This is a genomic window from Microvirga terrae, from assembly GCF_013307435.2.
GTDB lineage: Bacteria > Pseudomonadota > Alphaproteobacteria > Rhizobiales > Beijerinckiaceae > Microvirga > Microvirga terrae.
Genome location: NZ_CP102845.1, coordinates 1,092,191 through 1,118,674, shown reverse-complemented (window position 1 = coordinate 1,118,674; position 26,484 = coordinate 1,092,191). Strand labels below are relative to the sequence as shown.

The following is a 26,484-nucleotide window of genomic DNA, read 5'->3' as shown; positions in this document are numbered from 1 at the left end:
ACCGATCGAACGACCACTCCTCCGCACGATGCGCTGGCAAAGGCTTCCGGAGCCTTTTCCTGTGCAGCGCAGGCGAAACGGTCCGGCAGAATGACCGAGCGGACCACCGCTCCCAGGGGCGCCTGACATGTCCAAGCGCGATTACTACGAGGTTCTCGGCGTCGCGAAGACCGCCACGGAAGCGGAGATGAAATCCGCCTTCCGCAAGCTCGCGATGCAATACCACCCGGACCGCAACCCGGGCGACCACGAGGCCGAGGTCAAGTTCAAGGAACTGAACGAGGCCTACCAGACCCTGTCCGACGGCCAGAAGCGCGCGGCCTACGACCGCTTTGGCCACGCGGCCTTCGCCAATGGCGGCGGGCCGGGCGGCGGGCCGGGCTTCGGCGGCGACTTCTCCGACTTCATGTCGGACATCTTCGAGAATTTCTTCGGCGAGGCCGGACGCGGCGGGCGCGGGCGCAGCACCGGCGGACGCGAGCGCGGCGCCGACATGCGCTACAACCTCGAGATCTCCCTCGACGAGGCCTTCAACGGCAAGACCGCCGAACTGAAGATCCCGACCTCGATCACCTGCGAGGCCTGCTCGGGCTCGGGCGCGAAGCCGGGTTCCAAGCCCAAGGCCTGCCCGACCTGCGGGGGCGCCGGCCGGGTGCGGGCGACGCAAGGGTTCTTCTCCATCGAGCGCACCTGCCCCAACTGCCATGGGCGCGGCGAGGTCATCGACGATCCCTGCGCCCAGTGCGGCGGCGCGGGCCGCGTGACCCGGGAGCGCACGCTCTCGGTCAACATCCCGGCGGGCGTCGAGGACGGCACGCGCATCCGGCTCGCGGGCGAAGGCGAGGCCGGCCTGCGCGGCGGGCCTGCGGGCGACCTCTACATCTTCCTGTCCCTGAAGCCCCATCCGTTCTACCAGCGCGACGGGGCGGACCTGTTCTGCCGGGTGCCGATCTCCATGGTGACGGCGGCCCTGGGCGGCGAGTTCAGCGTGCCGACGCTGAGCGGAGCCGACGCGCTCGTGAAGGTGCCCGAGGGCACCCAGACCGGCAAGCAGTTCCGCCTGAAGGGCAAAGGCATGCCGGTGCTGCGCTCGCGGGACGTGGGCGACCTCTACATCCAGGTTGTTGTGGAAACCCCGCAGAAACTCACCAAGCGCCAGCGCGAGCTCCTGATGGAGTTCGATCAGGAATGCTCCAAGGAAAATCATCCTGAGAGTTCGGGATTTTTCTCGCGCTTCCGGGAGTTTATCGATGGCTTGGGCGGATCAACTTAACTGGACGGTCGTTTTCCTCAACGCATCGTGCGGAAGAGGGCGATCCGGTTTTTCCGCTCTAGACGATGCGCACGTTAAATGAGAAGCATCGGACGAATCCCAAAAAGTGGCCTCCACTTCCGGGTCCGAGGCTTCGGGGTTCTCAACAGCCAGCGTGATGCGCCGCGCAAGGGGTCTTCTCAGTGCACCAGTCGTTCCAACGGCCCACCGCCCGGAAAATTCCCCTCAAGAAGGATCGCTTCGCCGACGAAGCCCGCTTCCTGAGGTCCTGGCTCGAGAGGCCGCTCGTCGTGGGAGCGGTCACGCCCTCCGGCAAGATCCTGGCGCGGACCATGGCGTCCTTCGTCGATCCGCGCATCCCCGGCCCCGTCATCGAGCTCGGCCCCGGCACGGGTCCCGTGACCGACGCCCTGATCCGGCGCGGGGTGGCCCAGGAGCGGCTCGTCCTCATCGAGTACAATCCCGAGTTCTGCCAGCTCCTGAAGCGCCGCTTCCCGAAGGCGACGATCATTCAGGGCGATGCCTACGATCTCAAGGAAACCCTGGGCGACATCCTGAAGGAGCCGGCGGCCGCCACCGTGTCGAGCCTGCCGCTCTTCACCAAGCCCATGGACCAGCGCCTCGAGCTTCTGGAAACCGCCCAGGGCCTGATGCATCCCAACGCGCCCTTCATCCAGTTCACCTACGCGGTGGTGCCGCCGATCCCGGCGCGCTCCCAGCATTACCGGTCCAGGGCCTCCAACCGGATCTGGCGCAACCTGCCCCCGGCTCGGGTCTGGGTCTACAACAAGGTCAACCATCCATGAGCGCCGCGATGTCTCTTCCGACGAATCCCGGTCCCGCAGGAGACATTCGCGACAAGCTCATCATCGGCCTCGACCTCCCGTCCGTGGAGGAGGCCCGGGCCGTCGTCGACCGCATCGGCGAGGCCGGCACCTTCTACAAGATCGGCTACCAGCTCGCCTATGCGGGCGGATTCGCGTTCGCCCAGGAGCTGATCGGCCAGGGCAAGAAGGTCTTCCTCGATCTCAAGCTCCACGACATCGGCAACACCGTGGAGGAAGGCGTCCGTTCCGTGGCGCGCCTCGGCGCCACGTTCCTGACCGTCCACGCCTATCCGCAGACCATGCGGGCCGCGGTCGTCGGAAAGGCCGGGTCGTCCCTGAAGATCCTGGCCGTGACCGTGCTCACGTCCTACGACGACAACGACCTCGTCGAGGCGGGCTATGCCCCCGTGCCGGCCGCCGACCTCGTCGCGCGCCGGGCCGGACAGGCGCGCGATCTCGGCATCGACGGCATCGTCTGCGCGGCGACGGAAGCCGAGCGCGTACGCGCCGTCGTCGGGTCCGACCGGCTCATCGTCACGCCGGGCATTCGGCCTTCCGGCGCGGACGCGGGCGATCAGAAGCGGGTCGTGACGCCCGCCGAGGGAATCCGGCTCGGTGCCGACCACCTGGTGGTGGCCCGTCCGATCGTGAAGGCCGCCGACCCGCGCGCTGCCGTGGAGGCGATTGTCCGGGAAATCTCCGGCATTGAGGCTTGACGGTAGGACGCCTCTGGCGTTCGCTGCGCGTCCTGTCCATCAAGAGGAGCGCCCATGCCCAAAGGCTATGTCATTGCCCGCGTGACCGTCACGAATCCTGAAGCCTATGCGGAATACGCCAAGGGCGCCACCGAGGCGATTCGCCAGTATGGCGGTCGGCCGCTGGTGCGCGGCGGCGCCTACGAGGCGCTCGAGGGCGAGGCGCGCGCCCGCAACGTGGTGATCGAGTTCGAGTCGGTGGAGCAGGCCCGGACCTATTATCACTCTCCGGAGTACCAGGCGGCCAAGGCCAAGCGCGAGGGCGCCTGCGTGGCCGAATTCGTTCTCGTGGAAGGAGCCTGAAGCGATGAAGGGCTATTGGATCGGCCGCGTCGACGTCTCGAACCCCGACGCCTACCAGAACTACGTGAAGGCCAACGCGGTCCCGTTCGCCAAGTACGGCGCCCGCTTCCTGGTGCGCGGCGGCGCCTATCGGGTCGCCGAGGGTGAGGCCCGCGCCCGCAACGTGGTGATCGAGTTCCCGACCTACGAGGCGGCTCTGGAATGCTGGGATTCGCCCGAGTACCAGGCGGCGAAGGCCGAGCGCGACGGTCACGCGGTGGCCGACATCATCATCATCGAGGCCTATGAGGGTCCGCAGCCGGGTTGAATTTTCTCCAATGTCATGGCCGGGCCTGTCCCGGCCATCCCGATGAGAAGAGCGCGGCGCCCTTCCTGATCGAGATCACCGGCACAAGGCCGGTGATGACGTGAGAGGGCATCATTCTTGGACTTGCCGGCGACCGCACTGGAGAGGCGCGGCTTCCGCGCTTCTCAGCCTCACCCGAAGCGGCTATACCCGGAGCCCGTAACAGCAGGAGAGCGGCATGAACGAGATGCGACTCGTCGTGGTGGGCGCGGCCGGACGCATGGGGCGCATGCTCATCAAGACCGTGGCCGAGACCGAGGGCTGCACCCTCGTGGGCGCCATCGAGCGGGAGGGCTCCCCGGCCCTCGGGCACGATGCCGGTCTGCTCGCCGGCATCGGGCTGCTCGACGTGGACGTGACCGACGATCCGCTCGCCGTCTTCGCCCAGGCCGACGGCGTCCTCGATTTCACGGCGCCCGTCGCCACCACGGCCTTTGCCGCGCTCGCCGCCCAGGCCCGCATCGTCCACGTGATCGGAACCACCGGCCTGCAGGAGGCCGACTTCGCCAAGCTGGAGGCGGCCGCGCGCCACGCGCGCATCATCCAGTCCGGCAACATGTCGCTCGGCGTGAACCTGCTTGCGGGCCTCGTGCGCAAGGTCGCGGCGACGCTCGGCGAGGATTTCGACGTCGAGATTCTGGAAATGCACCACCGCATGAAGGTGGATGCGCCGTCCGGCACCGCGCTGCTCCTGGGCGAGGCGGCCGCCGAGGGGCGACAGATTTCCCTGAAGGAGCGCTCCGTGCGCAGCCGCGACGGTCATACCGGCGCGCGCAATCCCGGCGATATCGGCTTTGCGACCCTTCGCGGCGGCTCGGTGGTCGGCGAGCATTCGGTGATCTTCGCCGGCCAGGGCGAGCGCCTGGAGCTGGCGCACCGGGCCGAAGACCGCAGCATCTTCGCCCGCGGGGCCGTGAGGGCCGCCCTCTGGGGCTTCGACAAGAAGCCCGGCTACTACACCATGGCCAATGTTCTCGGCCTCGATCGGCTCTAGATCACGCCTCTCTTCCCTCTTCATCGGAGACGCCACCCCATGAACCGCCTTCTCGTCCTTGCACGCCACGGCCAGAGCGAATGGAACCTCAAGAACCTGTTCACCGGCTGGAAGGATCCCGGGCTCACTGCCCTGGGCATCGAGGAGGCGCGCAATGCCGGCCGCCGGCTCAAGGAAATGGGCGTCCAGTTCGACGTCGCCTTCACGTCCGATCTCTCCCGCGCTCAGGCCACCTGCAAGCTGATCCTCGAGGAGATCGGCCAGCCTGATCTGAAAACGATCGCGAACCAGGCCCTGAACGAGCGCGATTATGGCGACCTCTCGGGCCTCAACAAGGACGACGCCCGCGCCCGCTGGGGTGAGGAGCAGGTCCATGTCTGGCGCCGCTCCTACGACGTGCCGCCTCCCGGCGGCGAGAGCCTGAAGGACACGGTCGCCCGCGTGCTGCCCTACTACATCCGCGAGATCCTGCCCCGGGTCATGCGCGGGGAGCGCGTCCTGGTCGCCGCCCACGGCAATTCGCTGCGCGCCCTCGTGATGGTGCTCGACGGCCTGACCTCGGAAACGATCCCGAGCCTCGAGCTCGCGACGGGCATCCCGCTGGTCTACGGCCTCAACGAGGACACCACCGTCGCCAGCAAGCAGGTGCTGGAGGGGTAACCTCCCTCGGCCCGATCACGCTCTTCCACGTCATGGCCGGGCCTGTCCCGGCCATTCCGATCCTGCAGTGCGCCGCGCTTTTTCGAATCGAGATTACCGGCACACGGCCGGTGATGACGACAGATGGCATGTGTCAGGAGAACAGATGCCCTCCCTCCCCCTCGCGCCTGGCCTGACCTATTACCCCGACTATCTCGACCGTCCGGCGCAAGAGCGGCTACTGGCGGCCCTGCGCGAGATCACCCGCCAGGCGCCGCTCTTCACACCGTGCATGCCGCGGACGGGACAACCCTTCTCCGTGCGCATGACCAATGGCGGCCGGCTCGGATGGGTCTCGGACGTGAACGGCTACCGCTACCAGCCGACCCATCCCGAGACCGGCCGCCCCTGGCCGGCCATGCCCGAGCAGGTGCTGCGCGCCTGGGAGGCCTTGAGCGATTATCCGCACCCGCCCGACGCCTGCCTGATCAATTTCTACGAGCCGGCCGCCCGCATGGGCATGCACCAGGACCGGGACGAGGAGGAGTTCGACGCTCCCGTCGTGTCCCTATCCCTCGGGGACACGGCCGTGTTCCGCTACGGCGGCCTGGAGCGCAGGGACCCGACGCGGTCGGTCAGGCTCCGCTCCGGTGACGCGATCGTGTTCGGCGGTCCCGCGCGGCTGATCTATCATGGCATCGACCGGCTGGTGCCGGGAAGCTCGGACCTGCTGCCGCAGGGCGGCCGTCTCAATCTCACCTTGCGCAAGGTCGGGAAGCCGCTCTAGCCTTCTGTATCCGAACTCTGCACTTTTCCTGGAGGGGCATCCATGAAAGCCTTCGCAGCCGCCGCTCTCGGCATCCTCCTGTCGATTCAGGCCGCCTTCGCGGCCGAACCGGTGTTTCCGCCAGCGTCCCGCATCGGCATCGTCCCGCCGGAGGACATGATCGTCTCGAAGCGATTCAGCGGGTTCGAGAGCGAGGAGAAGGCCGCGGCCATCACCTTCGTGGAAATGCCCGCCGGGGCCTACACGCAGCTGGTCGGCGGCCTCACCAAGGACTCCCTGAAGCGCCAGGGCATGAGCGAGACGTCGCGCGAGACCCTGAAGCTCGGGTCCAGGACGGGCGTGCTGGTCGGCGGCACCATGGGCGGGGCCGTCCAGGGCCGCAAATGGGTGATGGCGGTCAAGGACGAGGACCTCACCGCCCTCGTGATCGCGCAGGTGCGCGGCGGCCAGGATGGCTACAGCGACGTGCAGATGCAGAACGCCCTGAAGAGCATCGCCCTGCGCGGGCCCGTGTCCATCGAGGAGCAGGTCTCCGCTCTGCCGTTCCGGCTCGGCGACAAAGCCGGCTTCCGTCCGGTGCGGGTGATGTCGGGCAATTCGGTCCTGTTGACCGACGGGCCTCAGGACGCGATCAAGGCAGTGGAGCAGCCGATGGTCATCCTGGCCGCCACCCTCAACGTTCCCGTTCCGCCCGCCGAGCGGCGCAGCCAGTTCGCCCATGCGGCCCTGAACTCGAACCAGATCCTGAAGGACGTCAAGGTCGAACGCTCCGAGTCCTTCCGCTTCAGGGGACAGGACTGGCACGAGATCGTCGCCAAGGCCGTGGAGGTGGAATCGGGCCAGCCGGTCATCGTGATGCAGACCATCCGCTTCGACCCCGACCGCTATGTGCGCATGGTCGGCCTCACGCGGGTCGAGCAGCGCGACCAGAACCTGCCCCGCTTCCGCACGATGGTCGACGGAATTGACATGAATCCCTAATCGCGCCGCGGGAAGGCTGGCAGGGACCAGCCCCGCAGCAGGGCGAGGGCCCGCAGGGTGAAGGCCGCGGCAAAGCCCGCGGCGCCGCTCAGGAACGGCTCGACGCCCGCCGCCTGCAGGGCGACCATGACGGAAGCGCCGAGCGCCGCCGCCGTGACGTAAATCTCCTGGCGCAGCACCAGGGGGGTGGTTCCGGCGAAGATGTCGCGGATGATGCCCCCGAAGGTAGCCGTGGTGGTGCCGAGCGCCACGGCCGAGAGGGCGGGCACGCCCGCGGCGAGCGCCTTGCCGGTGCCCGTGACGGCGAAAAGGGCCAAGCCTAGGGCGTCCGCCCAGAGAAGGAGCCGGCCCCGCCGGCCGCCCTCCATCATGGCCACCCGCCGGGGGCCGAGGACGAAGACGAGCTCCGCCACGATCAGGCACGCGAGCACGTCGGTCGGATCGCCGACCCAGAACACGGGTCTGATCCCGATGAGCAGGTCACGAAGGGTCCCGCCCCCGACCCCCGTGAGCGTGGCGAGCAGGGCGAAGCCGAACGGGTCCATGCCCTTGTGGGCCGCCATCAGGGCGCCCGAGAGCGCGAAGACGGCGACGCCGATGGTTTCGAAGGGAATGCTTTGGAGGACCTGCACCGGGAACACCTGCCGTCACACCAGCCTCGCTCCTGAGAGGCCGGCTTGAGATTCACCCCGGCCGTCATCACCGGCCCTGTACCGGTGATCCCGATCATGACAGGCGCTGAGCCTCACCGCATCGGAATGGCCGGGACGGGCCCGGCCATGACGCCCAAAGTTCGTTCAAAACGGAGTCCGAGCTCTCAATTCCTGTCCCGGCGAGACGCTCGGGCTGAGGGCTCACAGGGTGTTCGCCTCCGTCATGTCCGGGCAAGGCGATTCGCGGGAAAGCGCGTTCCGCCGGGGCCTTTTTCAGGAAGCGGTCGAGGAGTTGTCGGCGGCCTCCGAGCCGTTGCCGTTGGCGGCCGCCTTCGGGCCGCCCTTGGAGACGCCCACCAGGGCCGGGCGCAGGACGCGCTCGCCGATGACGTAGCCGGACTGGACCACCTGCAGGACGGTGCCGTTCGGCACGTCCGCGTTGGGGATCTCGAACATGGCCTGATGCACGTTCGGGTCGAATTTCTGCCCCTGCGGGTCGAGCCTCTTCACCCCGTGGCGCTCGAGGGTCTTGAGCAGATCGCGCTCGGTGAGGTCGATGCCCTCGATCAGGCCCTTGAAGGCGCCCTCGGCGGTGCTGCGGGCCTCGTCCGGCACGCTCTCGATGGCGCGGCGCACGTTGTCGGCGACGTTCAGCATGTCGCGGGCGAAGTTCGCCACCGCATAGGTGCGGGCATCCGCGATCTCGCGCTCGGTGCGGCGGCGCAGGTTCTCCATGTCGGCCATCAGGCGCAGGAGCTTGTCCTTCAGGTCCGCCTTCTCGGCCTCGAGAACGGCAATCGGATCGGCCGCGGAGGCAGCCTCGGGGGCCACGTCGTTGGCGGGTTCGGCCTGCGGGGCCGCGTTCTGGTTTTCCGTGTCGTTCGGATTCATGGTCGATCAACTAAAGGTGGGAAACGAAAGGTTCGGGGCACATATCAGGTCCCTCGCTTCACAAATCAAGCGCTTCGCCGCTGGAGCGGCTCGGTTTCCTCGGCTTTGAACACCTCCAGCAGGGTGCGGGTGATGGTGGCCTGGCGGCCCGCATGGGTAATCTTCGTGCCCGTCAGGTCGGTCACGTAGAACACGTCCACGGCCTTTTCGCCGAAGGTCACGATATGGGCCGAGGCGATGTTGAGGTTGAGCTTCCCCAGGGCCGTGGTGAGGTCGTAGAGCAGGCCGGGCCGGTCGAGGCCCGAGATCTCGATCACGGTCTGGCGGTTCGACAGGGAATTGTCGATGTTCACCTCCGGGGGCACATGGAAGGCCTTGGAGCGCTCCTTGGCCGGGCGCTTGCCGTCCACGAGATCGGCGATCCTCACCTCCCCTTTCAAGGCCCGCTCGATGGCCCTGGCGACCCGTTCGGCCCGGCGCAGCTCGTCCTCGTCCCGGTCAAAGGCGCGGGAGAGCACGATGGTGTCCAGCGCCATGCCGTCCGTCGTGGTGAAGATCTGCGCGTCGACGATGTTGCCGCCCGCGGCCGCGCAGGCGCCGGTCACGATGGCGAGAAGCCGCGGATGGTCGGGCGACAGGATGGTGAGCTCGGTCACGCCGCGGAACTGGTCCGTCTCGTAGGTGGTGGTGACCGTGCGCCCGCCCTTCTCGGCCTCCCGCAGGAGCCCGGCCTGCTTGGCCCGCCGGGTCTCGTCGGTCTTCAGCCAGTAGCCCGGCGTATGGCGCGACGCGAAGGCCTCGAACTCCGCATCGGACCAGTCGTGCAGCTCCAGGCGCAGCCGTTCCTGGGCCAGACGCACCCGCTCGGAGCGGGCGAGATCCACCGCGCCGCCGCCGAGGATCACCTCCGTCTCCTGGTAAAGGTTGCGCAGGAGCTGGCCCTTCCAGCCGGTCCATGTGCCGGGCCCGACCGCCTTGATGTCCGCGATGGTGAGCACGAGCAGGAGCTTCAGGCGCTCCATGGTCTGCACCACCTCGGCGAAGCTCTTGATGGTGGCCGGATCGGACAGATCGCGGCTCTGGGCCGTGTTCGACATGAGGAGGTGATGCTCGACGAGCCACGCCACCGTCTCGGTCTCCGCGTCGGTCAGGCCGAAGCGCGGCCCGAGCTTGCGGGCGATGGCCGCGCCGGCCTCCGAATGGTCCTCGGGCCGTCCCTTGGCGATGTCGTGCAGGAACACCGCCACGTAGAGCGCCCGGCGGTTGCGGATGGTGGGGAAGATCTGGTTGGCCAGCGGATGCTCGCTGCCAAGCTGCCCGGCCTCGATCTCGGTCAGCACGCCCACCGCGCGGATCAGATGCTCGTCCACCGTGTAGTGGTGGTACATGTTGAACTGCATCATCGCGACGATGCGCCCGAAATCCGGCACGAGGCGGCCGAGCACCCCGGTCTCGTTCATGCGCCGCAGCACCACCTCCGGGGCGTTTTTGGACGTGATGATCTCCAGGAACAGCTTGTTCGCCTCCGGATCGTTGCGCAGGGTATGGCCGATCAGCCGGAGCGAACGCGTCGCCAGGCGCGTCGCATCGGGATGGATGGCGAGGTTGCGGCGGTCGGCGAGCCAGAACAGGCGGATCAGGTTGACCGGATCGCGCACGAAGGTCTCCTCGTTCTCCACGTTGAGCCGGTTGTTGTCGATGATGAAGCCCTCGCTCACCTGCGCGCCGCCGCTGCGGCGGCGGAAGCGGCCGAACATCCGGTCGAGCATGGGGCGCCGCTTGGTCTGCCGGGCCTCGAGCTCGGCGCACACGATCGCCGTGAGGTCGCCGACATCCTTGGCGATGAGGAAATAGGCCTTCATGAAGCGTTCGACCGCCGACAGGCCGCCGCGCGGCGCGAAGCCGATGCGCTCGGCGATGGTGCGCTGCAGGTCGAAGGTCAGGCGCTCCTCGGCGCGGCCGGTGGCGAAGTGCATGTGGCAGCGCACGCGCCACAGGAACTCCTCGCAGCGCGAGAACAGATTGAACTCTCCTTGCGTGAAGAGCCCGGCCTTCACCAGTTCCTTGGGCTCCTTGACCCGATAGACGTATTTGGCGATCCAGAACAGCGTGTTGAGATCGCGCAGGCCGCCCTTGCCGTCCTTGACGTTCGGCTCGACGAGATAGCGCGACGCGCCCGCCTTGGCGACGCGGGCGTCGCGCTCCTTCAGCTTGGCGTCCACGAAGGCGGCCGCCGTGGTGGCGACGATCTCCTGGTCGAAGCGCTTCTCCAGATTGTCGAAGAGCTCCCGGTCGCCGAAGAGGAAACGGGCCTCGAGCAACGACGTGCGGATCGTCATGTCCGCATGGGCCTCGCGCAGGCAATCCTCCACCGAGCGGGTCGCGTGCCCGACCTTGAGCTTGAGGTCCCACAGCACGTAGAGCATCGCCTCGACGACACTCTCGCTCCAGGCGGTCTGCTTGTAGGGCAGCAGGAACAGGAGATCGACGTCGGAGCCCGGCGCCAGGGTCCCGCGCCCGTAGCCGCCGGTCGCCGCCACCGCGAGCCGCTCGCCAGCCGAGGGATTGGCCGCCGGATAGAGGTGCTGGACCACGGCGTCGTGGACGATGCGCACCAAGTCGTCCATGCGGTCGCAGAGATAGCGGGCGCAGGCCAGCCCGTTCTGGTGCTCCATAAGCCTGCCCTGAGCCTCCTGGTGGCCCGCGTCGAGCAGCGTCTTCAGTTCCGGGACAAGTCTCGCGCGCAGTTCCGCCGCATCGCTGATCGGCTGGTTGCCGAGGCTCTTGAGGACGTTCTTGGGACTAGGAAGGGTCATGGAACAACCGCGCACGAGGAACCGTTTGACTTACCACCGGATGGGGGCTCCGCCCAAGGGCGGAGTGACGGGCACCGTCTGAACGGTCAGCCTGTTCTTTATAAGAGATAGTGTTTGACATAAAAAACACCGAGTTCTATAAACCGGACACGCGCCGATTTGAGCATGCAGATTGCGGGCGCGAAACAAGTGCAGCTAAAGCGCCGGGTGCGTGATGACCCTGAAGGGTCGGCGTCCCATGCGCGGAACATGGGATCGAACACGATGAGCCTGACCCGCCGCCTCCTGATCGCCGCCTCCCTGGCCACGGGCCTCGCCTCCCTGGCGACCACCGCCGCCGCGCAGGTGAAGGAGATCCGCATCGACTATGCCACCTACAACCCGGTCAGCCTCGTCCTCAAGGACAAGGGCTTCCTCGAGAAGGAGCTGGAGAAGGACGGCATCAGCGTGCGCTGGGTGCAGTCGCTGGGCTCCAACAAGGCGCTCGAATTTCTCAATGCCGGCTCGATCGACTTCGGCTCCACGGCCGGCGCAGCCGCCCTGATCGGCAAGATCAACGGCAACCCGATCAAGTCGATCTACGTCTATTCCCGCCCCGAATGGACCGCGCTGGTCACCCGCAAGGACACGAACATCACGAAGGTCGAGGACCTGAAGGGCAAGCGGGTCGCCGTGACCCGCGGCACCGATCCGCACATTTTCCTGGTGCGTGCCCTGCAGGAAGCCAAGCTCACCGAGAAGGACGTGAAGCTCGTTCTCCTCCAGCACCCGGACGGCCGCACCGCGCTCGAGCGCGGCGACGTGGATGCCTGGGCCGGCCTCGACCCGCTGATGGCTGCCGCCGAGGTGGAAAGCGGCGCCCAGCTCTTCTACCGCAATGCGGGAGCCAACACCTGGGGCGTCCTCAACGTCTCGGAATCCTTCGCCAAGGACAATCCCGCCCTCGTGCAGCGCGTGCTCAAGGCCTATGAGGAAGCCCGCAAGTATGCGCTGGCCAACAAGGACGAGCTGAAGAAGACCCTGGTTGCCTATACCAAGTTGTCCGACACCGTGATCGAGCGCCAGCTCGAGCGTACGGAGCTGACCCATTCCAATATCGGCCAGCCCCAGGTCGACACGATCCTCGCGGCGGGGCTCGCCCTGCAGCAGGCGGGCGTCATCGCCCCTGACGCCAATGTGCGCACCGCCGTCGATTCCCTCATCGACCGCCGGTTCGCGACCGCATCGCGCTGATGACTTCATCACGGGAGAGCGCCGTGACAGGCCAAGCTACAAGCAACGCCTGGTCCTCCCATGAGGGTGCCGCCGCTCTCGCGGCCCCCGCCTCGACCGAGAAGCGACGCGCCTTCGACTGGCGCCTCCTTCTCGGCTTTTTATTGCCCGTTGCGGTTGCGCTTCTCTGGGAAGCCGCCGTTCGTCTCGGCCTCGCGCAGGGCCGCCTCGTTCCGCCGCCGAGCCGCATCATCGCGACGCTCTGGGGACTGGCGCAGACCGGCGAGCTGTGGACCCATACCTGGATGACGCTCTGGCGCGTCCTCGTCGGCTTCGTGATCGGGGCCGTTGCCGGGATCGTGCTGGGCGCGCTGTCCGGCTCCAGCAAGACCATCCGGCAACTCCTCGACCCGACCCTCCAGGCCCTGCGGGCGATTCCCTCGATCGCCTGGGTGCCGCTGTTCATCCTGTGGCTCGGCATCTTCGAGGCCTCGAAGGTGGCGCTGATCGCCGTCGGCGTGTTCTTCCCGGTCTATCTTGGGATCGCCGGCGCGATCCTGTCGGTCGACCGCAAGCTCGTGGAAGTGGGCCACGTGTTCCGCCTCTCGCGCGTTCAGCTCGCGCGCCGCATCCTGCTGCCGGCGGTTCTGCCCGAGGCCGTGATCGCCTTGCGCTCGGGCCTCGGCCTCGGCTTCATGTTCGTCGTGGCGGCCGAGTTCATGGGCGCCTCGGAGGGCCTCGGCTATCTGCTCGTGGACGGGCAGCAGATGGGCAAGCCCGATCAGATCCTCGCGGCGATCATCGCTTTCGCGCTGCTGGGCAAGCTCGCCGACAGCCTCCTCGTCGCGGGCACCAAGCCGCTCGTGCGCTGGCAGGACACCGTGCGGGAGCGCTTGTGATGCTGAACCTCGAGCACCTCTCGAAAACCTATGCCGACGGCACACGCGCGCTTTCCGACGTCAATCTAACCGTGCAGGAAGGCGAGATCGTCTCGCTGATCGGCGGCTCGGGCTGCGGCAAGACCACCTTGCTGCGCCTCATCGCCGGCCTCGACCGGGCGAGCGCGGGCCGGATCCGCCTCGACGACGAGGTGCTCTCGGGCCCTCACCCGTCCGTCGGCATCGTGTTCCAGGAGCCGCGCCTGCTGCCCTGGCTGTCGGTGTCCGACAACATCGCCTTCGGCCTCGACGGCATCGGGGCCGCCGAGAAGAAGGCGCGCGTCGCCCATGCGCTCGACAAGATCGGCCTGTCGGAGCACGCGAACCGCTGGCCCCGCGACCTGTCGGGCGGCCAGCAGCAGCGCGTCTCCATCGCGCGCGCCTTCGTGACCAACCCGAAGGTGCTGCTTCTCGACGAGCCGTTCTCGGCCCTCGACGCCTTCACGCGCGCGAGCCTGCACGAGCATCTGCTCGGCCTGTGGGAGGAGACGCGCCCCACCGTCGTGCTCGTCACCCACGACGTGCAGGAGGCGGTGACGCTGGCCGACCGGGCCGTCGTCATGCAGCCGAAGCCAGGCCGCATCTTCGACGAACTGCCGCTGACGCTGTCGCGCCCGCGCGACAGGACGGGCCTCCCCTTCGAGACCTCCGTGCGCCGCGTCTTGACGGCCCTGGACCATTCCCTCAAAGCTCCCCAGCAGCAGCCTCAACGCGAGCGCGACCGCCAGGCCGCCGCGTTGTGGTGGTAACAATCTCAAGGACATCATCATGGATGCGACTGCGCTTCGCGCCCTCCAGGCACCGCTGAAGGATCAATACCGCGGCGACCCGAACTCCGCCGTGATCACCCTGAAGGCTCAGGGCACGCTCGACGACCAGCACATCGCCTGCAAGGTCGAGACCGGCCGTGCGCTCGCCGTCGCGGGCCTCCATCCGGCCACCGGCGGCTCCGGCGCGGAGCTGTGCTCGGGCGACATGCTGCTCGAGGCGCTCGTCGCCTGCGCGGGCGTGACGCTCAAGGCTGTCGCGACCGCCCTCGAGATCGACCTGCGCCACGGCGCCGTGAAGGCTGAGGGCGACCTCGATTTCCGCGGCACTCTCGGGGTCGACAAGACTGCGCCCGTCGGCTTCCGGAACATCCGCCTGTCCTTCGAGGTCGACACGGATGCCCCGCAGGAGAAGATCGACCAGCTGCTCAAGCTCACCGAGCGCTACTGCGTGGTCTTCCAGACCCTCAACAACAAGCCCGAGCTGAGCGCCACGCTGACCCGCAAGTAGGGCTCTCTGCTGGTTCGCTCGACCGGTTCGACATCTTCATGTCATGGCCGGGCTTGTCCCGGCCCTCTCGATTGGAAGAGCGCCGCGCTTCTCGCATCGGGATCACCGGCACTGGGCCGGTGATGGCGCCGGAGATCCGCGGACCGTGGGTGAGAAGGCTTCAATGCTTTTAGTTCCCAGCCACCAGCGTTCTTGGCGCGCCGCTGATCGCCACGGCGGTGCCGCCGCGGATCTCCTGCACGGTCAGGCCGCGCTCGTTGGTGCCGTCGGGATTGAAGCGGAATACGCCGTCGGCCCCGGCGAAGCCTGCCGGGTTCGTGAGCATCCCGTCGGTGAAGGCCTGCGCGCCCTGCATCCGGGCGAGCGCCGCCGCCAGGGTCACGGCATCGTAGGACAGGGTCGCCAGCCGGATCGGATCGACGTTGAAGCGCGCGCGGTAGCGCTCGGCGAAGGCCGTGAAGCCGCGCTTGTCGGGGGCGGCGAACCACCCACCCTGCAGAACGGGCAGAGCCGTCACGCGCGGCTCGTCCCACAGGCCGGTCCCGAGCGGCTTCACGCGCAGCGGGTTGAAGCCTGCCATCTGCAGCGCCTGGGCGATTGCGGGCAGCCCGTCGCCGTTGTCCGGAATGAACAGGGCATCGGCCTGCGGAGCGGGGCCGCCAATCACGCCGGCCAGGCGTCGCACGGCTTCTTGAGGCTGGCCCGACGGGTAGAATTCGAGCGCCGCGATGCGGATCCCCTGCCGGGCCGCCGCCTGCTGCAGCCGCGCTCCGGCCACCCGGCCGTATTGGTTCTCGGGGACCAGGGCCGCGATGGAGCGACGCCCCTGGCTGACCGCGAAGGACACGATACGGTCCACCTCCTCCTGCACGAGGAAGCTCAGGAGATAGACGCCCTGAGTGGCGACGCTCGCATCCGTCGAGAAGCCGATGACCGGCTTGCCGCGGGGGCGCGCCACCTGCCCGACGGCCTGGACGGAGCCGGCGAAGAGCGGCCCGACGATGAGCTCGGCACCCTCGGCCAAAGCCTGCTGGGCGGCCGCCTGCGCACCCTCGGGCGTGCCGCTGTCGTCCTTCACCAGGAGGGTGAGGTCCGATCCCTGGAATTCGCTCAGGGCCAGTTCGGCTGCGTTGCGCAGGCTCTGCGCCGCCACGGCGCCCTGCCCGGCCCCGGACATGGGCAGGATCAACGCGACCTTGACGGGGCCGCTGCCGATGGTGGTGCCCGGGATCGCCCGGACGGGCGGAGCACCCGGCATATGCCCATCGGGCGACGGGGTATCGGCCGCATAGAGCGGCTCGGACGGCGCGGTCGCGGCGGGCCGGCTCGGCTTTCGGGCCGGAGCGCGGCTGCCCGAGCTGACGCATCCGGACAGGACGAGCGCCGCGGATACAATGGCAATCCAGACCGCGCGGCCGGAACCACCGTCTGGTCGAACGATGAAGCGCGCCATCTCCACCCCCTTTGGAAACAGCCCTAGCGATGGAAAGAAGCGTGACAGCAAAAGGTAAACATTGTTTCCAATGCAGGACCGGGGTCTCTCCGACCCAGCTTCCGCACCGACGCCCCTCATGCGACAGTGACCGACGATGAGCCAGAGAATCGACAATCGAACCAAGCGGCGCGAGCCGAGCGACCGGATCGCCACCTTCACGGCCTTCGGGCTCGCCGCCGAGGCAAAGCCCCTCACCCCGGGCCTCTACGTGGTCGCGACCCCCATCGGCAACCTGCAGGACGTGTCCTTCCGGGCGCTGAACGTGCTCGCCGCCGCGGACGCGGTCCTGGCCGAGGATACGCGGGTGACGAAGACCCTCCTCGCCCATTACGGCATCACCACCCCGCTCGTGTCCTATCACGAGCATTCCAACGATGCCGTGCGCGAGCGCATGGTCCACCGGATCCGCGAAGGCCAGGCGCTGGCCCTCGTGTCGGACGCCGGCACGCCGCTGGTGTCGGATCCGGGCTACAAGCTCGTGCAGGCCGCCATCGAGGAAGGACTGCCGGTCACGCCGATTCCCGGCCCCTCCGCGGTGCTGACCGCGCTCGTCGCCTCGGGCCTGCCGACGGACCGCTTCTTCTTCGAAGGTTTCCTGCCCTCGAAGAGCGGGGCGCGCCGCACGAGACTTTCCGAGATCGGTGCGATCCCCGGGACGCTCATGCTCTTCGAGGGCCCGCACCGGCTGCCGGAAATGCTCGCCGATGCCGCGGAGGTTCTGGGCGAGCGCCAAGCCGTCGTGGCGCGCGAACTCACCAAGATGTTCGAGACGATCCGGCGCGGCACGCTGCCCGAACTCGCCGAGCAATTCGCTCAGGAAGGTCCGCCCAAGGGCGAGATCGTGGTGCTGATCGGCGAGGCGACGAAAGAGATGCACGCAGCCGAGGCCGATGCGGCGCTCGACGGCCGGCTCGAAGCGGCATTGAAGAATCATTCGATCAAGGATGCCGCGGCGCTCGTCGCGGCGGACCTCGAGCTGCCCAAGCGCGAGGTCTATGCCCGCGCGCTGGCGCTTGCGAAGAAGGACGCATGAAGAGCGCCCTGGAGCATCGACAGGCGACTTTTCTGCGCGGCCACCGCGCCGAATGGATCGCCCTGCTGGTCCTGGTGGCAAAGGGCTATCGCCCGCTTGCCCGCCGCTACGCGGCCGCGAGCGGCGAGATCGACCTGATCGTAATGCGCGGCGACACCATCGCGTTCGTCGAGGTGAAGGCGCGCGGTCTGATGGACGATGCGCTCTCGGCCATCACGGCCAGGAAGCGCCAGCGCTTCTCGCGGGCGGTGCGCGCGTGGCTCTCCCGCAATGCGTGGGCCGCCGGCAAGACCTGGCGCGCCGATGCGGTGTTCCTTGCGCCCAGGAGATGGCCGCGGCACATCGTGTCGGCGTTCGACCTGGAGATGCGCTAGCGCATCGTGTTGACGAGTGGATCCGGTTTTCGCTGACGCGGCCCTTCGGGTCCACGATGAACGATGCGCCGGCCAAGCGAGGGAGCATCGGATCCGACCCCAAAAGTGGACCCACTTTTGGGTCCGATGCTCTAGGCGGCCATCCGGTGCCGGTCCTCGACGGCCTCGCGGATATGCCGCGCCAGTTCCTGCACCACATGGTTGCCGCCGTCGCGCGGCAGGTAGAGATTGACCATGAAGGGCGGCAGGGCCGGCAGGCCCGAATCCGCTCCCAGCACGTCGAAGCCGCTCGGCACGGTCGAGGCCATCCAGGCCATCACGGCGATGTCCGCCGCCACCGTCGCCACCTGGGCCGAGGTGTTCGTCACCTCGGAGACCGAGCGCCATTCGATGCCAGCCTTCTGCAGCGCCTCGCGGATCGGGGCACGGAACGCGCAGTCGGAACAGCCGATGGAGACGGGCAGCGGACGCTGGCGCGCCGCATCGCCGCCCCGGGCTCCGACCCATACGAGCCGGTCCATGACGAGATTCTCGCCGTCGGGATCGCAGGCCATCTCGGTGGCCAGCACCACGTCGACCTTGCCGTCGTAGAGCTTCGCACGGAGCGACGCGCTGGAGCCGCTGTTGAGCGAGATCTGCACGCGCGGATAGCGGCGCGCGAAATCCTTCAGGAAGGTCGGCAGGTAGGTGGTGATGATGTCGCTCGGGATGCCGAGCCGCACCTCGCCCTCGAATTCCGGCGTCGTCATCTCGGTCCAGATCTCATCGTTCAAGGCGAGCATCCGCTTGGCCCGCCCGAACAGCCGTTCGCCGGCTGTGGTCAGGGTGATGCCGCGCCGGTCGCGGACGATGAGGTCCTCGCCCAGCGTCTCTTCCAGCCGCTTGATCTGCTGGCTCACGGCAGCCTGGGTGAGGTTGAGAACCCCTGTGGCGGCCGTCATGCCGCCGGCATCCACCACGGCCACGAAGGCCCTCAAAAGGCTGACGTCGAGATTATGCGCCATGCTCGGCCTCAATAACGGATCGTTATCGTCAACATAATGAACATTCGTTTCCATTATGCAAGGGCTGGGCGCATTCTGGTCGCATCGAACTTGAGGAGACAGCCATGACAGCCCACCCGGTCACCTTCCGGACCTCCCAGCCGTCGTCCGCCAAGCCGTCGCGCATCCGCAGCCTCTTCGTTTCCCTGATGCACGAAATCGAAATCCGGCGCGCCCTGCGCGAGGTCAGCGCCCTCGACGACGCCGCGATGCACGATATCGGCCTCACCCCCGGCAACATCGAGGATGTCGTCCGGTGCGGCCGGCATTAATCTCCGGATTTCGGAGCGAACACGGTCACGGCCGCCGGCCGGATCGAAAAATGGGCGGGCGTCCGGGTCACGATCTCGCCATCCGCATTGATCGGCCTCGGCTTGCGCGTGCGGATGTCGAACTCCTGAGCCCGGACCGCCCGAACCTCGTTCCAGGCGCCGTGCTGCCCGTAGCGGAATGACCGCGCCATGAGGGCGAGCTTCCAGGCGCGCTCCAGTTCGAGGCTGTAGAGGTCGAGATGCTGGTCGTCGATGGCGGCATCCTTTTCCACCGCGTTCCCGCCCCCGTAGAAGCGCCCGTTGCCGACCGCGATCTGCAGCGTTCGCACGCGAACGGATTCGTTCTCGCTGGTGATGGTGGCCCGGAAGGGCTTCGCCTGGGCCAGAACCTTCAGGGCCACCAGCGCATAGCCGAGGCGGCCCCAGCGGCGCTTGATGTCCCGCGTCAGCTTCTGCGCCAGTTCCGCCGACAAACCGAGGCTCGCCACGTTGAAGAAGGGCTCGCCGTTGACGATGCCGAGATCGATCTTGCGCGTCAGGCCGTCCGCAATGACCTGGGCGGCCCCGTCGAGATCGAAGGGAATGCCCAATGTGCGGGCGAGATCGTTGGCGGTGCCCAGGGGAAGAATTCCCAGCGGCAACCGTGCCTCGATCACACCGAAGGCGGCTGCGTTCAAGGTGCCGTCCCCGCCGCCGACGACGGCGCAGTCCACGTCTTTCGCATATTTGACGATGAGCGGTGACAGGTCTTCCCGGCGGCTGCATTCCAGATGGACGGGCTCGATGCCATGATCCTTCAGGCGCTCGATGGCGACCTCGCACTGGGCGGCGCCGCTGCGGCTCTTGGCATTGACGATCAGAAGGGCGCGGCGTGGCATGCTCGACTACATGGAAAAGCTTGAGGGGATCCGCAAGGGGCGCCTTCGAAGCGGGGCCGTTGAATAACCCGCCTCCGGGCTTTTCGTTCACGCCGCCGGCGATGAAGAGTTGCCATCCTGAACTTTAGGGCCAATAACCCTGCTTCCCAAGGAGACCTGACGCATGACCCTCACCGTTGCGTTCCAGATGGATCACATCCGCAGCATCAAAATCGCGGGCGATACGGGCTTCGCGCTGCTGCTCGAAGCCCAGCGGCGCGGACATCGGGTCCTGCACTACACTCCCGACCGCTTGTCCCTTCGCGACGGCAAGGTCATCGCCATGGCGGAGAGCATCGAGGCGCGCGACGTCGAAGGCGACCATTTCAGCCTCGGGACGCCCGAGCGGATCGATCTGTCGGGTGTCGACGCGGTACTCATGCGCCAGGATCCGCCCTTCGACCTGGCCTATATCACGGCTACGCATTTTCTCGAGCGCATCCATCCCAAGACCCTGGTGGTCAACGATCCGACCCATGTGCGCAACGCGCCGGAAAAGATCTTCGTCACGCATTTCCCCCACCTGATGCCCCCGACCCTGATCTCCCGCGACAGGCAGGAGATCGACGAGTTCCGGCGCGAGCACGGCGACGTGGTGATGAAGCCGCTCTACGGCCACGGCGGCGCGAGCGTGTTCAAGGTCGGCCGCGAGGACCCGAATTTCGGCTCGCTCTACGACCTGTTCGCCAACCTGTTCCGCGAGCCCTGGGTGATCCAGCGCTTCCTGCCGAAGATCACCGAGGGCGACAAGCGCATCATCCTTATCGACGGCGAGGCGGCGGGCGCGATCAACCGGGTGCCGGCCGCCAACGACATCCGCTCGAACATGGTGCGCGGCGGCGCGGCGAAGCCCACGGACCTGACGCCGCGCGAGCGCGAGATCTGCGAGACCATCGGGCCCGATCTCAAGCGAATGGGCCTGATCCTTGTGGGCATCGACGTGATCGACGGCAACCTCACCGAGATCAACGTGACGGCCCCCACGGGCATCCGGGCCATCAAGCGCCTCGGCGGGCCGGATCTCGCGGTCAAGGTGTGGGACGTGATCGAGAGCAAGCTGGGGCGCTAGGCTCCACGCTCACCCGCCTTGGCTGAGGCCGGCCCGGTGAAGCGCCGCGAGCAAACAATCGGGGTCACCGGCACAAAGCCCGTGTCGACATCGGGGATTGCCTTACGCGGCCAGTTCCGCGATCACCGCATTGAGCACCGGGAAGCCCTTCGGGGTCACGGCGAGGCGCGAGCCGTCATGGCGGACAAGCCCCTCCTCTTCGAGGATCCGCAGACGCCTCTGGTTGATCGTCCTGCCCGTGAAGGCCTCGAAGCGGCGCGGATCCACGCCCTCCTTCAGGCGCAACCCCATGAGCAGGAACTCGTCGCCTTCGGCCTCGGAGGTTAGCACCTCCTCGTCGACGACGCCGTGGCCCTCGCGCTCCACCAGTTCCAGCCAGGTCTCGGGATGCTTCTCGGTCGCGGTGGCGAGCCGCGCGTTCCCCGTCACGAGACGCCCATGGGCGCCCGGGCCGATGCCCGCATATTCGCCGTAGCGCCAGTAGAGCAGGTTGTGCCGTGATTCCGCCCCGGGCCTGGCATGGTTCGAGATCTCGTAAGCCGGCAGGCCATGCTTCGCACAGGTTTCCTGCGTGATGTCGTAGAGGGCGCGGCCCGTCTCCTCGTCCGGCACCGTGATCTTGCCCGCATCGTAGAGGCGCTGGAACCAGGTACCGGGCTCGATGGTGAGCTGATAGAGCGACAGGTGCTCGACCGCATGCGAGATCGCCTGCTCCAGTTCCTCACCCCATTCGTGAGGCGTCTGGCCCGGACGGGCGTAGATCAGGTCGAAGGAATAGCGCTCGAAGATGGAAGCCGCGATCTTGACCGCGCCGAGGGCCTCCTCGACCGAATGCATGCGCCCGAGGCGCTTCAGGTCGGGGTCGTTGAGGGCCTGGACGCCGAGCGAGACCCGGTTGATGCCGGCTGTCCGGTAGCCGCGGAACCGCTCCGCCTCGACGCTGGTGGGATTGGCCTCGAGCGTCACCTCGGCCTTCGGGTCGATCCCCCAGGCGCCGCCGATGGCGTCGAGGATCGCCCCCACGGTCTGAGGACGCATGAGCGAGGGCGTGCCGCCGCCGAAGAAGATGCTCGTGACCGTACGCCCTGGGATCCGCGCGGCCATATGGGCGATCTCGCGCCGGAAGGCGGCCAGAAACCGCTCCTGGTCCACCGGCTGGTGGCGGACGTGGCTGTTGAAGTCGCAATAGGGGCACTTGGAGGCGCAGAAGGGCCAATGGACATAGACGCCAAAGCCCACATCGCGCGTCGGATGATCGATCATGGGCCGTATATGGCAGGTCTCCCGCCCGACGTCACGGGTGGCGTTGTCGCGATTCGGACGTCGTCATCCCGGGCGGGCAACCGGGATCCGGGATCGGCCCTGCCGCACCGAAAGCCCGTTCCCTCAAACTCTTCTGAACCCGACCACTCACAAGGTTGTTCACTCCCAGATCGTCTTCCGTTCTGGCCTCCGCTGGCGCGGAGCCCTAAGATCGGACGGCAGAGAGTTAGGAACCCAGCATGCGGCATTGGCGCGGCCCGTTCGACCGACAGGGCTACCATCACGGCAACCTGAAGGAGGCGCTGATCGAGGCAGCGCAGCGCTTCATTGCCGAGCGGGGCATCGGAGGCTTCACCCTGGCGGACGCGGCCAAGCTGGTCGGGGTCACGCCGGCGGCGCTCTACCGTCATTTCCGCGGCCGGGACGCACTCGTGGCCGAGGTCGCCTTCCGCGGCTACGACGAGCTGGCGAAGCGCCTCGGGCGGGCCTTGCAGAGCGAGGGCACGGCCCTGGAGCGCTTCACCCGCATGGGCGAGGCCTATCTGGCCTTCGCCGAGCAGGAGCCGGGCTTCTACACCGCCATGTTCTCCGCCAAGCCGGCCGAGGGCGAGGCGTCCTGCGGGCCGTTCTGGGCCAAAAGCATCCAGAGCGGCGGCAAGCCGGTCGGCAACGCCTTCGATTTCCTGGTCCAGGCCCTGTCCCAGACCTTCCCGGAGGGCTTCCAGAGCGTCGATGTCCGGTTCATCGCCATCGAGGTCTGGGCTCTGTCCCACGGCATCGCGACCCTCGACGCCGCAGGCCAGCTGCCGAAGGGCCCCGGCCTGCCCGACAAATACGAGCTGCTGCGGGCCGGCGTGCTCGCGCTCGTTCATGGCGCCCTAAAGGGCCGGTCGGACGCGTCCGCGAAATAATCGGAACACCCTCCCTTGAAAGCGCCAAGATCGATCCGCATGTTAATGTTGTTAGCATTAACATAGGGACCTCCAATGTCTGACTCTGCCTCCGCCGCCTGGAACGCGGGCCCGCATGCGGGCCCCTGGAACAACGGCGCTCACCGCCGCTGCGGGCGCAAGCCCGGACGCGGTCTGGAGATCGTCGGCATCATTCTGGGCTTCATCTTCGTCTGGCCGCTCGCGCTGGCCTATCTGGTGTGGAAAATGTGTGGATATCCGAAATACGACGAGGCGCGAGCCTTCTTCCGCGACTCCTTCGGCCGAGCCAAGGATGACTTCTTCGCCTCACGCGGTCCTGCCGGCTTCGGCGGCTTCGCCAGCACGGGCAATGCGGCCTTCGACGATTATCGCCGCAGCGAGCTCGAGCGCCTCGAGCAGGAGCGCCGCAAGCTCGACGAGGAGGCCCGCGAGTTCAGGAACTTCGTCGAGGAGCTGAAGCGGGCCAAGGACCGCGAGGAGTTCGATGCCTACATGGCCAAGCGCCGGGGCAACGGCACCACGAACGTCTAACCCGACGATCCAAGTCTGCGGAGCGCCCTTCGGGGCGCTCCTTCTTTTCGAACACCGTTTACGTCATGGCCGGGCTTGTCCCGGCCATCCCGATTGGAAGAAGGCTGCGCTTCAAAGGATCGGGATCACCGGCACAAGCTCGGTGATGACATCGAGAGCGTCACACCCGGTGCAGGCAACCGGCCGCGAGCTTCACGAAGGCGCGGGCGCGGTGGGACAGGCCCTCCGGTTCCGGCTTCGACCAGTCGATGCCGTGCTTCTCCTCCGAGGAGATCTCCCCGAATGTCTCAGTGAACCCGTCCGGCTGGAACATGGGATCGTAGCCGAAACCCTTGTCGCCGCGCGGCGGCCAGACCACTTGGCCGAAGACCCGCCCCTCGAACAGCTCCTCGTGCCCGTCCGGCCAAGCGATGACGAGGGCAGAGACGAAATGGGCCTTCCGGTCCGTCGCCTCGCGCTTCAGCAGCTCGCGCTCCACCCGCTCCATGGCGGCATCGAAGTCCTTCTTCGGCCCGGCCCAGTCGGCCGTGAACAGGCCAGGCGCGCCGTCGAGCGCATGAACGCACAGGCCCGAATCGTCAGAGAGCGCCGGCAGGCCCGTGGCGATCGCCGCCGCATGGGCCTTGATGGCGGCGTTCTCGGCGAACATGTGGCCGGTTTCGTCCGGGACCGGCAGTCCGAGTTCGCCGGCCGACACGGCCTCGACGCCGAAGGGAGCGAGCAGCTCCCGCATCTCCCTGAGCTTGCCCGCATTATGGGTGGCGATAACGACCTTGCCGGTCAGGGAACGATGGATGCTCATGCCACGGTCTTCTTCTGCAGATCGACCAGCTGCGCCACGCCGGCCTTGGCAAGCCGCAGGAGGCTCAGGAACTCCTCCTCCGAGAAGGGCTTGCCCTCGGCGGTGCCCTGAACCTCGACGATGCCGCCCGAACCCGTGATCACGAAATTCGCGTCGGTCTCGGCGGCCGAGTCCTCCGCGTAGTCGAGGTCGAGCACGGGCTGGCCCTGATAGATCCCGCAGGAGATCGCCGCGACGGGCTCGCGCAGGGGGTTGATCGAGATGATCGAGCGGTTCTGCATCCAGGTGAAGCATTCGTGCAGCGCCACCCAGGCGCCGGTGATGGACGCGGTGCGGGTGCCGCCGTCGGCCTGGATCACGTCGCAATCGACCACGATCTGCTTCTCGCCGATGGCCGGCAGGTTGACCACGGCGCGCAGGCTACGGCCGATCAGGCGCTGGATCTCCTGGGTGCGCCCGGAAGGCTTGCCGGAATTGACCTCCCGGCGGGTGCGCTCGTGGGTGGCGCGGGGCAGCATGGAATATTCCGCCGTCACCCAGCCCCGGCCGGTGCCGCGCAGCCACGGCGGCCCCTTCTCCTCGAGAGAGGCCGTGCAGATCACCCTGGTATTGCCGAAGGAGACCAGGCAGGAGCCTTCCGCATAGCGCGCCACGCCCCGCTCCAGGGTGACGGGACGCAGTTCGTCGGGGGCGCGTTTGGAAGGACGCATGGCGGGTTTCTCCTGAAAGCTCTTGCGATTCCCCGCCTGTTTGGAGCCGCAGGACGGTTTAGGCAAGCGCAAGGGTTGCTTAAAGGACGTCCGATCCGCACATAATACTGACTTGCTGGGTGGAATTGTGAGAGCGTAGAACCCTTCGGATGCATCCTACCGGTCCATTTTCCCATCTGTCGGAAACCCGCGCCATCGCGGAGCTGAACGACCGTTCCCGCGAAATCTTCCGCCAGATCGTCGAGAGCTACCTCGTGACCGGCGAGCCCGTGGGCTCGCGCCATCTCTCCCGCATTCTGCCGATGACGCTGTCGCCCGCGTCGATCCGCAACGTGATGGCGGATCTGGAGTCGGCGGGCCTGATCTTCGCACCCCACACCAGCGCCGGACGGCTGCCGACCGAGACGGGGCTGCGCTTCTTCGTCGACGCCATGATGGAAATCGGCGACGTCACCTCCGAGGAGCGCTCGCGGATCGAGGCCCAGATGCGGGCGGCCGCCTCGGGCCATACCCTGGAAACGGCCCTGGCCGAGGCTTCCGCGCTCCTGTCCGGCGTCTCGCGTGGCGCCGGGGTCGTGGTGACGTCCAAGTCCAACGCACGCCTCAAGCACATCGAATTCGTACGGCTCGACCCGACCCGCGCCCTGGTGGTGCTCGTCTCCGAGGACGGCTCGGTGGAAAACCGCCTCCTCGACCTGCCGGCCGGGCTGCCCGCAGGCGCCCTGGTCGAGGCCGGAAACTTTCTCAATGCCCGCATCCAGGGCAAGACGCTCGGCGACGTGAAGCGCGAGATCCAGACCCGCCGCGAGGAGATGGAGCGCGAGCTCGACGCTCTGACCGCAAGGCTCGTGGAGGCGGGGCTTGCCACCACGGCGGGGCCGGCGGATTCCCGCCAGCTGATCGTGCGCGGCCAAGCCAACCTCCTCGACGACCTGAAGGCCGCCGAGGATCTGGAGCGCATCCGCCTGCTCTTCTCCGACCTCGAAACCCAGACCGACGTGATCGACCTCCTGAGCCGGGCCGAAGGCGGCGAGGGTGTGCGCATCTTCATCGGCTCGGAGAACAAGCTCTTCTCGCTCTCCGGCTCGTCGATGATCGCCGCCCCCTTCCGGGACGGCGGCCAGAAGATCGTCGGGGTTCTGGGCGTCATCGGCCCCACCCGTCTCAACTACGCCCGCATCGTCCCGATGGTCGATTACACCGCCAAGGTGATATCCCGCATCCTGGAACAGGGCCGATAAGCGCGAGTGCCGCTCCGCCCCTGCCCCCGCAAGGGAACCATCCCCGTCTGACGCGTTAACCCTCCTGTCCGCACATGCGGCCAATGTTCCTACCCATGGAGGAGGTTTC

Annotated in this window: 29 protein-coding genes; 20 read left to right on the top strand and 9 right to left on the bottom strand. The window is 67.4% G+C overall.

The window, feature by feature from the left end; genetic code table 11:
• Positions 1-127 precede the first annotated feature (127 nt).
• The 9 genes from dnaJ to HPT29_RS05175 all read left to right on the top strand — a co-directional run bounded on the left by dnaJ (position 128) and on the right by HPT29_RS05175 (position 6,905).
• Positions 128-1,273: a molecular chaperone DnaJ gene (gene dnaJ / locus HPT29_RS05215; RefSeq protein ID WP_173947711.1), complete on the top strand. Its 1,146-nt coding sequence runs from the start codon at positions 128-130 to the stop codon at positions 1,271-1,273.
• A gap of 182 nt (positions 1,274-1,455) precedes the next feature.
• Entirely contained in the window at positions 1,456-2,079 is a 624-nt protein-coding gene (locus HPT29_RS05210; RefSeq protein ID WP_173947710.1) for a class I SAM-dependent methyltransferase, read from the top strand.
• 8 nt (positions 2,080-2,087) lie between these two features.
• Complete coding sequence (gene pyrF / locus HPT29_RS05205; RefSeq protein ID WP_259060488.1) at positions 2,088-2,816, top strand: orotidine-5'-phosphate decarboxylase; 729 nt, start codon at positions 2,088-2,090, stop codon at positions 2,814-2,816.
• A gap of 54 nt (positions 2,817-2,870) precedes the next feature.
• Entirely contained in the window at positions 2,871-3,158 is a 288-nt protein-coding gene (locus tag HPT29_RS05200) for a DUF1330 domain-containing protein (protein ID WP_173947708.1), read from the top strand.
• A 4-nt stretch (positions 3,159-3,162) separates the two neighbouring features.
• Positions 3,163-3,465, top strand: coding sequence for a DUF1330 domain-containing protein (locus HPT29_RS05195; protein ID WP_173947707.1), 303 nt, complete (start codon positions 3,163-3,165; stop codon positions 3,463-3,465).
• Between the two features lie 226 nt (positions 3,466-3,691).
• Entirely contained in the window at positions 3,692-4,498 is an 807-nt protein-coding gene (gene dapB / locus HPT29_RS05190; RefSeq protein WP_173947720.1) for a 4-hydroxy-tetrahydrodipicolinate reductase, read from the top strand.
• 39 nt (positions 4,499-4,537) lie between these two features.
• A complete protein-coding gene (locus tag HPT29_RS05185) occupies positions 4,538-5,158 on the top strand; it encodes a 2,3-bisphosphoglycerate-dependent phosphoglycerate mutase (RefSeq protein ID WP_173947706.1) in 621 nt (206 codons plus the stop codon).
• Between the two features lie 145 nt (positions 5,159-5,303).
• Positions 5,304-5,924, top strand: coding sequence for an alpha-ketoglutarate-dependent dioxygenase AlkB family protein (locus tag HPT29_RS05180; protein ID WP_173947705.1), 621 nt, complete (start codon positions 5,304-5,306; stop codon positions 5,922-5,924).
• A 42-nt stretch (positions 5,925-5,966) separates the two neighbouring features.
• Complete coding sequence (locus HPT29_RS05175) at positions 5,967-6,905, top strand: hypothetical protein (RefSeq protein ID WP_173947704.1); 939 nt, start codon at positions 5,967-5,969, stop codon at positions 6,903-6,905.
• On the opposite strand, the gene HPT29_RS05170 is transcribed toward HPT29_RS05175, so the two are convergent.
• The 3 genes from HPT29_RS05170 to HPT29_RS05160 form a co-directional block, all read right to left on the bottom strand.
• A complete protein-coding gene (locus HPT29_RS05170) occupies positions 6,902-7,537 on the bottom strand; it encodes a trimeric intracellular cation channel family protein (protein ID WP_259060487.1) in 636 nt (211 codons plus the stop codon). The genes HPT29_RS05175 and HPT29_RS05170 overlap by 4 nt on opposite strands.
• A 294-nt stretch (positions 7,538-7,831) precedes the next feature.
• Positions 7,832-8,449, bottom strand: a complete 618-nt coding sequence (grpE, locus tag HPT29_RS05165; protein WP_173947703.1) for a nucleotide exchange factor GrpE — start codon at positions 8,447-8,449, stop codon at positions 7,832-7,834.
• A gap of 65 nt (positions 8,450-8,514) precedes the next feature.
• Positions 8,515-11,265 (bottom strand): [protein-PII] uridylyltransferase, encoded by a 2,751-nt coding sequence (locus tag HPT29_RS05160; RefSeq protein WP_173947702.1) that lies wholly within the window; start codon positions 11,263-11,265, stop codon positions 8,515-8,517.
• Positions 11,266-11,529: 264 nt separating this feature from the next.
• Between HPT29_RS05160 and HPT29_RS05155 the strand changes: the two genes are divergently transcribed.
• The 4 genes from HPT29_RS05155 (at position 11,530) to HPT29_RS05140 (ending at position 14,693) form a co-directional block, all read left to right on the top strand.
• Positions 11,530-12,498, top strand: a complete 969-nt coding sequence (locus HPT29_RS05155; protein ID WP_173947701.1) for an aliphatic sulfonate ABC transporter substrate-binding protein — start codon at positions 11,530-11,532, stop codon at positions 12,496-12,498.
• A 143-nt stretch (positions 12,499-12,641) separates the two neighbouring features.
• On the top strand, positions 12,642-13,376 hold the full coding sequence (locus HPT29_RS05150) for an ABC transporter permease (RefSeq protein WP_259060665.1): 735 nt from the start codon (positions 12,642-12,644) through the stop codon (positions 13,374-13,376).
• Positions 13,376-14,164: an ABC transporter ATP-binding protein gene (locus tag HPT29_RS05145; RefSeq protein ID WP_173947699.1), complete on the top strand. Its 789-nt coding sequence runs from the start codon at positions 13,376-13,378 to the stop codon at positions 14,162-14,164. Before HPT29_RS05150 ends, HPT29_RS05145 begins: the two co-directional genes overlap by 1 nt.
• Before the next feature lie 19 nt (positions 14,165-14,183).
• Positions 14,184-14,693, top strand: coding sequence for an OsmC family protein (locus HPT29_RS05140; protein ID WP_173947698.1), 510 nt, complete (start codon positions 14,184-14,186; stop codon positions 14,691-14,693).
• Positions 14,694-14,862: 169 nt separating this feature from the next.
• Here the strand turns inward: HPT29_RS05140 and HPT29_RS05135 are convergent, their stop codons facing one another.
• Positions 14,863-16,146 carry a penicillin-binding protein activator gene (locus HPT29_RS05135; protein ID WP_173947697.1) on the bottom strand — a complete coding sequence of 428 codons (1,284 nt, stop codon included), beginning with the start codon at positions 16,144-16,146 and terminating at the stop codon, positions 14,863-14,865.
• Positions 16,147-16,282: 136 nt separating this feature from the next.
• Between HPT29_RS05135 and rsmI the strand changes: the two genes are divergently transcribed.
• Complete coding sequence (rsmI, locus tag HPT29_RS05130; protein ID WP_173947696.1) at positions 16,283-17,221, top strand: 16S rRNA (cytidine(1402)-2'-O)-methyltransferase; 939 nt, start codon at positions 16,283-16,285, stop codon at positions 17,219-17,221.
• Positions 17,218-17,595, top strand: coding sequence for a YraN family protein (locus HPT29_RS05125; protein ID WP_173947695.1), 378 nt, complete (start codon positions 17,218-17,220; stop codon positions 17,593-17,595). Before rsmI ends, HPT29_RS05125 begins: the two co-directional genes overlap by 4 nt.
• Positions 17,596-17,726: 131 nt before the next feature.
• On the opposite strand, the gene HPT29_RS05120 is transcribed toward HPT29_RS05125, so the two are convergent.
• On the bottom strand, positions 17,727-18,599 hold the full coding sequence (locus HPT29_RS05120; protein WP_173947694.1) for a LysR family transcriptional regulator: 873 nt from the start codon (positions 18,597-18,599) through the stop codon (positions 17,727-17,729).
• A gap of 104 nt (positions 18,600-18,703) precedes the next feature.
• Between HPT29_RS05120 and HPT29_RS05115 the strand changes: the two genes are divergently transcribed.
• Entirely contained in the window at positions 18,704-18,910 is a 207-nt protein-coding gene (locus HPT29_RS05115; protein WP_173947693.1) for a DUF1127 domain-containing protein, read from the top strand.
• On the opposite strand, the gene HPT29_RS05110 is transcribed toward HPT29_RS05115, so the two are convergent.
• The gene (locus HPT29_RS05110) at positions 18,907-19,788 is read right to left on the bottom strand and encodes a lipid kinase (protein WP_173947692.1); all 882 of its coding nucleotides are present in this window, start codon (positions 19,786-19,788) and stop codon (positions 18,907-18,909) included. The genes HPT29_RS05115 and HPT29_RS05110 overlap by 4 nt on opposite strands.
• 163 nt (positions 19,789-19,951) lie before the next feature.
• On the opposite strand from HPT29_RS05110, the gene gshB reads away from it, so the two are divergent.
• Positions 19,952-20,896, top strand: coding sequence for a glutathione synthase (gene gshB, locus HPT29_RS05105; RefSeq protein ID WP_173947691.1), 945 nt, complete (start codon positions 19,952-19,954; stop codon positions 20,894-20,896).
• A 102-nt stretch (positions 20,897-20,998) separates the two neighbouring features.
• Here the strand turns inward: gshB and hemW are convergent, their stop codons facing one another.
• Entirely contained in the window at positions 20,999-22,159 is a 1,161-nt protein-coding gene (gene hemW, locus HPT29_RS05100) for a radical SAM family heme chaperone HemW (RefSeq protein ID WP_173947690.1), read from the bottom strand.
• A 239-nt stretch (positions 22,160-22,398) separates the two neighbouring features.
• On the opposite strand from hemW, the gene HPT29_RS05095 reads away from it, so the two are divergent.
• Together HPT29_RS05095 and HPT29_RS05090 are read left to right on the top strand one after the other, a co-directional pair.
• Positions 22,399-23,070 carry a TetR/AcrR family transcriptional regulator gene (locus HPT29_RS05095; RefSeq protein ID WP_173947689.1) on the top strand — a complete coding sequence of 224 codons (672 nt, stop codon included), beginning with the start codon at positions 22,399-22,401 and terminating at the stop codon, positions 23,068-23,070.
• A 75-nt stretch (positions 23,071-23,145) separates the two neighbouring features.
• Entirely contained in the window at positions 23,146-23,622 is a 477-nt protein-coding gene (locus tag HPT29_RS05090; RefSeq protein WP_173947688.1) for a DUF2852 domain-containing protein, read from the top strand.
• A gap of 160 nt (positions 23,623-23,782) precedes the next feature.
• On the opposite strand, the gene HPT29_RS05085 is transcribed toward HPT29_RS05090, so the two are convergent.
• Both HPT29_RS05085 and rph read right to left on the bottom strand, forming a co-directional pair.
• On the bottom strand, positions 23,783-24,424 hold the full coding sequence (locus HPT29_RS05085) for a non-canonical purine NTP pyrophosphatase (RefSeq protein ID WP_173947687.1): 642 nt from the start codon (positions 24,422-24,424) through the stop codon (positions 23,783-23,785).
• Entirely contained in the window at positions 24,421-25,134 is a 714-nt protein-coding gene (gene rph, locus HPT29_RS05080; protein WP_173947686.1) for a ribonuclease PH, read from the bottom strand. The genes HPT29_RS05085 and rph overlap by 4 nt, the downstream gene beginning before the upstream one ends.
• Before the next feature lie 149 nt (positions 25,135-25,283).
• On the opposite strand from rph, the gene hrcA reads away from it, so the two are divergent.
• Complete coding sequence (gene hrcA / locus HPT29_RS05075; protein ID WP_173947685.1) at positions 25,284-26,375, top strand: heat-inducible transcriptional repressor HrcA; 1,092 nt, start codon at positions 25,284-25,286, stop codon at positions 26,373-26,375.
• The last annotated feature ends 109 nt before the right edge of the window (positions 26,376-26,484 follow it).

Coding starts and splice junctions, on each gene's coding strand:
- HPT29_RS05195 (WP_173947707.1), top strand. CDS start 3,163: ATGAAGGGCTATTGGATCGGCCGCGTCGACGTCTCGAACCCCGACGCC.
- gshB (WP_173947691.1), top strand. CDS start 19,952: ATGACCCTCACCGTTGCGTTCCAGATGGATCACATCCGCAGCATCAAA.
- HPT29_RS05185 (WP_173947706.1), top strand. CDS start 4,538: ATGAACCGCCTTCTCGTCCTTGCACGCCACGGCCAGAGCGAATGGAAC.
- hemW (WP_173947690.1), bottom strand. CDS start 22,159: ATGATCGATCATCCGACGCGCGATGTGGGCTTTGGCGTCTATGTCCAT.
- HPT29_RS05160 (WP_173947702.1), bottom strand. CDS start 11,265: ATGACCCTTCCTAGTCCCAAGAACGTCCTCAAGAGCCTCGGCAACCAG.
- HPT29_RS05180 (WP_173947705.1), top strand. CDS start 5,304: ATGCCCTCCCTCCCCCTCGCGCCTGGCCTGACCTATTACCCCGACTAT.
- HPT29_RS05085 (WP_173947687.1), bottom strand. CDS start 24,424: ATGAGCATCCATCGTTCCCTGACCGGCAAGGTCGTTATCGCCACCCAT.
- HPT29_RS05135 (WP_173947697.1), bottom strand. CDS start 16,146: ATGGCGCGCTTCATCGTTCGACCAGACGGTGGTTCCGGCCGCGCGGTC.
- HPT29_RS05175 (WP_173947704.1), top strand. CDS start 5,967: ATGAAAGCCTTCGCAGCCGCCGCTCTCGGCATCCTCCTGTCGATTCAG.
- grpE (WP_173947703.1), bottom strand. CDS start 8,449: ATGAATCCGAACGACACGGAAAACCAGAACGCGGCCCCGCAGGCCGAA.
- HPT29_RS05110 (WP_173947692.1), bottom strand. CDS start 19,788: ATGCCACGCCGCGCCCTTCTGATCGTCAATGCCAAGAGCCGCAGCGGC.
- HPT29_RS05155 (WP_173947701.1), top strand. CDS start 11,530: ATGAGCCTGACCCGCCGCCTCCTGATCGCCGCCTCCCTGGCCACGGGC.
- HPT29_RS05125 (WP_173947695.1), top strand. CDS start 17,218: ATGAAGAGCGCCCTGGAGCATCGACAGGCGACTTTTCTGCGCGGCCAC.
- HPT29_RS05115 (WP_173947693.1), top strand. CDS start 18,704: ATGACAGCCCACCCGGTCACCTTCCGGACCTCCCAGCCGTCGTCCGCC.
- pyrF (WP_259060488.1), top strand. CDS start 2,088: ATGTCTCTTCCGACGAATCCCGGTCCCGCAGGAGACATTCGCGACAAG.
- hrcA (WP_173947685.1), top strand. CDS start 25,284: ATGCATCCTACCGGTCCATTTTCCCATCTGTCGGAAACCCGCGCCATC.
- rph (WP_173947686.1), bottom strand. CDS start 25,134: ATGCGTCCTTCCAAACGCGCCCCCGACGAACTGCGTCCCGTCACCCTG.
- HPT29_RS05120 (WP_173947694.1), bottom strand. CDS start 18,599: ATGGCGCATAATCTCGACGTCAGCCTTTTGAGGGCCTTCGTGGCCGTG.
- HPT29_RS05095 (WP_173947689.1), top strand. CDS start 22,399: ATGCGGCATTGGCGCGGCCCGTTCGACCGACAGGGCTACCATCACGGC.
- rsmI (WP_173947696.1), top strand. CDS start 16,283: ATGAGCCAGAGAATCGACAATCGAACCAAGCGGCGCGAGCCGAGCGAC.
- HPT29_RS05140 (WP_173947698.1), top strand. CDS start 14,184: ATGGATGCGACTGCGCTTCGCGCCCTCCAGGCACCGCTGAAGGATCAA.
- HPT29_RS05145 (WP_173947699.1), top strand. CDS start 13,376: ATGCTGAACCTCGAGCACCTCTCGAAAACCTATGCCGACGGCACACGC.
- dapB (WP_173947720.1), top strand. CDS start 3,692: ATGCGACTCGTCGTGGTGGGCGCGGCCGGACGCATGGGGCGCATGCTC.
- HPT29_RS05200 (WP_173947708.1), top strand. CDS start 2,871: ATGCCCAAAGGCTATGTCATTGCCCGCGTGACCGTCACGAATCCTGAA.
- dnaJ (WP_173947711.1), top strand. CDS start 128: ATGTCCAAGCGCGATTACTACGAGGTTCTCGGCGTCGCGAAGACCGCC.
- HPT29_RS05090 (WP_173947688.1), top strand. CDS start 23,146: ATGTCTGACTCTGCCTCCGCCGCCTGGAACGCGGGCCCGCATGCGGGC.